3 protein-coding genes and 1 tRNA gene are annotated in these 3605 nt (G+C 35.1%); 1 reads left to right on the plus strand and 3 read right to left on the minus strand.

The genetic code is table 11. From position 1 onward, the window contains the following. Positions 1-304: 304 nt before the first annotated feature. The 3 genes from MUW73_RS02785 to MUW73_RS02795 form a co-directional block, all read right to left on the minus strand. Positions 305-1198: an MlaD family protein gene (locus MUW73_RS02785; protein WP_243018672.1), complete on the minus strand. Its 894-nt coding sequence runs from the start codon at positions 1196-1198 to the stop codon at positions 305-307. A 273-nt stretch (positions 1199-1471) separates the two neighbouring features. Continuing rightward, complete coding sequence (murI, locus tag MUW73_RS02790; protein WP_243018673.1) at positions 1472-2353, minus strand: glutamate racemase; 882 nt, start codon at positions 2351-2353, stop codon at positions 1472-1474. 79 nt (positions 2354-2432) lie between these two features. Beyond that, a tRNA-Ile gene (locus MUW73_RS02795) sits at positions 2433-2506 on the minus strand. Positions 2507-2770: 264 nt separating this feature from the next. Here MUW73_RS02795 and MUW73_RS02800 point away from each other — a divergent pair. After that, complete coding sequence (locus MUW73_RS02800) at positions 2771-3433, plus strand: hypothetical protein (protein ID WP_243018674.1); 663 nt, start codon at positions 2771-2773, stop codon at positions 3431-3433. Positions 3434-3605: the final 172 nt, after the last annotated feature.

Here is a 3605-nt window from a genome sequence, read left to right on the forward strand (position 1 = left end):
AGCTGCAATGGATGTTGGAGGGTGGATGCTGTTTTTCCAGCTGTAAGGAGAGCTTTCCGCAACTTTTTACCAGGGCTTGATTTTTTGCTTACTTTTTTATCAAGAAAAAAGTAAGTTAAAAACATCTATTTGCCACTGACTTGAACAGGTACTTTTAATCAAGCAAAAAGTGATATAAAAAAAGTTTTTTACCAATTTGATGAACAGATGCCCATTTTTTTCTTTTTTGCCTAACCTAACCACGGTACTTAATCGATATGTTATACAACAGTGTATACGCTAGCGGTAGGACAATGCTTTTTTCTTATTTTTTTCTCCCAAATAAAGAAAAATGTACATAACGCCAAGGTCGCTTTTTTAGATCAAAAATTAATTTGTTCAAATTCTCTATACCATAATTAATATTATGATAAAATGATGGATCATGCATAAATAACCCAAGCGTTCCAGTATCGCTAGAAGTGGTTCGTATTAATTTTTCTACATCTTTGAGCATATTGTTAATCCTATAAGAGATCTCTTGAACAGGAATTGACCTTACTTCCAAAATTAGGTCATGCATAACAGGGAGCATAGCCGGTATACCTATTTTTGAATCAGCCAATGGAGAAGAAATAGCAATGATATGTTTTGCAATGGTGCCTATGTTTTGCTCGAGCCCTTTGACCGCAGTTTTTAAGGTATAACTTGTTTTTTCAAGGTTAACTAGAATGGCATTAACACCTTCAGTAGTCTTGATAAGATTCTGGGTCACAGTGGCTACCTGTGCCGTCATTGCCTTAATATCAATATCATTAAAATCTGGGTGAAATTGGCCCGTGATAATATCATTTCTAGTGATGGGATTTCCTTTATTCAACTCAATTTCCAAAGCATTTCCTTCCATCATACCTGCATTATTCAACATAACCTTACTAGTGTGGGTCAGAGGAAATTGTTTATCTAACTGAATGGTAACCAATGTACCATAATTTTGCTTAGGCTTGATTTCTACTTTTGTAACCATGCCTACTACGTGGCCTTTTAGTTTAACAGGAGCAGAAACACACAAGTTTTTATTTACAGGATAAAAAATTTGATAATCATTATATTTAGAAAATATATTGTGACCTTTAAGGAATAAAAAACCATAATATAAAATTCCCAACGAGGATAGGGTCAATAAGCCTATCATATAGTTCTTATTTTTTATTTGCATGTTGGTCCGTTTTGTATGTTTCAATAGAGGTTACTGATATAAAATAAAAAAACCATTCTATGGTTCACAATTTACAAAATAACTTAATATACCTGCAGCTAATAGCTATTTATTTTTTAATGGCTAATCATTAGTATAGTTCTCGTAACTAGGTTTATACTTGAAGCGCTAGACAATAGGCTAAGGTATCCAATAAGCGGAATGCAGTATTATATGATTATAAATTGTGCTAAAAATGAACAAAACAGTTCAGTTTCTCTTTTCAAATTAGGCTCAGAGAGGTAAGACGTTACGCTTAGATAAGCATCTAACGGCGGATTGGGTATAGCCTTTTAAGTTAATGGCTACAGGCATTTGTCCAAATAGTTTTTTACTAGCATTTTTAAAAGCTGAGGTAAGTGCGGTTGCCATAAAACAATCAGGTGGTTTTTGATTCGTGTTATTCAACAGATTACGTGCAGTGAGTAACTGTTGGACCGCTAATGCGGTAAGCTTTGCCACATCTATGACTTCAATCTTTTTTGCATAACGTGTGCTTAAAATTTTTTTTAGTGCTTTTTTCAAAAATATATAATGGGTACAGGCTGGAATCAGTGCATCTAAATGCGGAGCAATAATTTGGTTGAGATAATGATCTAATAACAGGTGGTCCACCTTACCACTATTAAAAGAAGCTTCTACCATAGGAACCAGTAGGGGAGTAGCTAACGCACTAAGCTTGATGCCGGCTGTTTGAAATCGTTCTGGATAGATGCCATGTGCTACGGTATAATTTGTGCCTATAAGCCCTATATATTTATAACGGTTTGCTGAATGGATGTAGTTGATTACTGGATCAATAACGTTAATCGTATCGATTGCCTGCCCTATCGTTTTAAGATAAGATGGCAAAAAATGATCTGCAGCAGCGGTGGCAGTGTTACAAGCAATTACCAAGAGTTTATAGCGTTTGCTTAAACAAAAGTTGACCACTTGCCTGATATAGCCACATAGTGCTATGGATGACTTTTCACCATAAGGCAAGTTTTTAGTATCGGCAATGTAATGGATGGATTCATTTGGTAACAATGCTTGGATTGCTTGAGCAATCGCCAAACCACCTACACCACTGTCATAAATGGCAATCGGAGCATCGTCATGGGTATGGGACAACACAATAGAAAAGATGGCTATTAGGGCTTAATATGAACAAGCAAGTAGTCTAAATAAAATAAATAAAACTAGACAACCAATGTGGGCCCACCAGGACTTGAACCTGGGACCTGCTGATTATGAGTCAGATGCTCTAACCGACTGAGCTATGGGCCCTTTTAGCAAACCTACCGATATAGGAAAATCTTGTCGATAAGTAAACAATACCTCACAATGTTACGTTTTTTTTTCTAAAAAACCAGCGCCTATCTTCTAGTTTATAGATTTTCATCTATTAACTTTGCAAAAGAGAAATCTTACAAGCTAAAAGCCTATCTTTGTATGCAACTTGTTTTTTTAGACTTAAAATTTAATTTCAGTTTCGTTGCAAGTTATATTTTTTAATTTTTCCCCATATATTTAAACATTTTCCATTTACTTATGCGTTATTTTACATGCTTGTTATCACCCTTAGTCAAGTCATTGTTGGTTATTCCATTGTGTTTGTTGGGCTCGTCGTGCCCTGATAAACCTGAAGAAAAGGAAGATAATCAAAATCATCCCATTTGGTCAGAGGTTAATGATTCAGAAGATAAATTGCATGAAGATCATTGTATTATTACTAAGTTAGGTTTAAGTAGGTTGCGTTTTCATGTTGCCAAGCATCAGGCATGTTTTCATGCAGCAGATTGTTATCCAACATCTGAAAAAAATATTGTCGACACCAATAAAGAACAAATTAACTGGATTTTAACCCCTAACTTTTATGGTTGTTTGACACTAGAAAAATTTCCTAAAACTAGTCAAATAGGTATGAAGTCCAGAGCCTATGATGATCAAGAGGGTGGTATACCGCCATCATTTTTAGAAGAATGGTTAGCTATAGATCCTATTGATTATCAAGAGGCCATATTGATTGTTTCTACAGGAGTAGAGGGTAAATTAGGTGTAAGTGAATTATTAAAACAGGAATTAAAAAATAAAAAAGAAAAAGGGCAAATTCAAGATTATAAAATTCTACTATCTAAATATGCTGCAAGGTATCATAATCAGTGCGTTAAAGAGGGAAAAAAGGTTTTTACTTTTATACATACGGGTTGTTAGTTGCTTTTGTGCGATTTGCCTAAAGAGATCCTTATGGAACAACTCGATAAGCCGTTCAAGTCTGTTTACCTATTGTGCCCTCCCATAGGGCTCAATAGGTGTATCCGTTCACGACGGTGGTTTTTCTTCGATTATATTTGGCAACTCTTTGGTTTTCGTTGTCGCAATTAGT

The sequence above is a fragment of the Candidatus Cardinium sp. cByotN1 genome (assembly GCF_022810525.1).
In the GTDB taxonomy this organism is placed as follows: Bacteria; Bacteroidota; Bacteroidia; order Cytophagales; family Amoebophilaceae; genus Cardinium.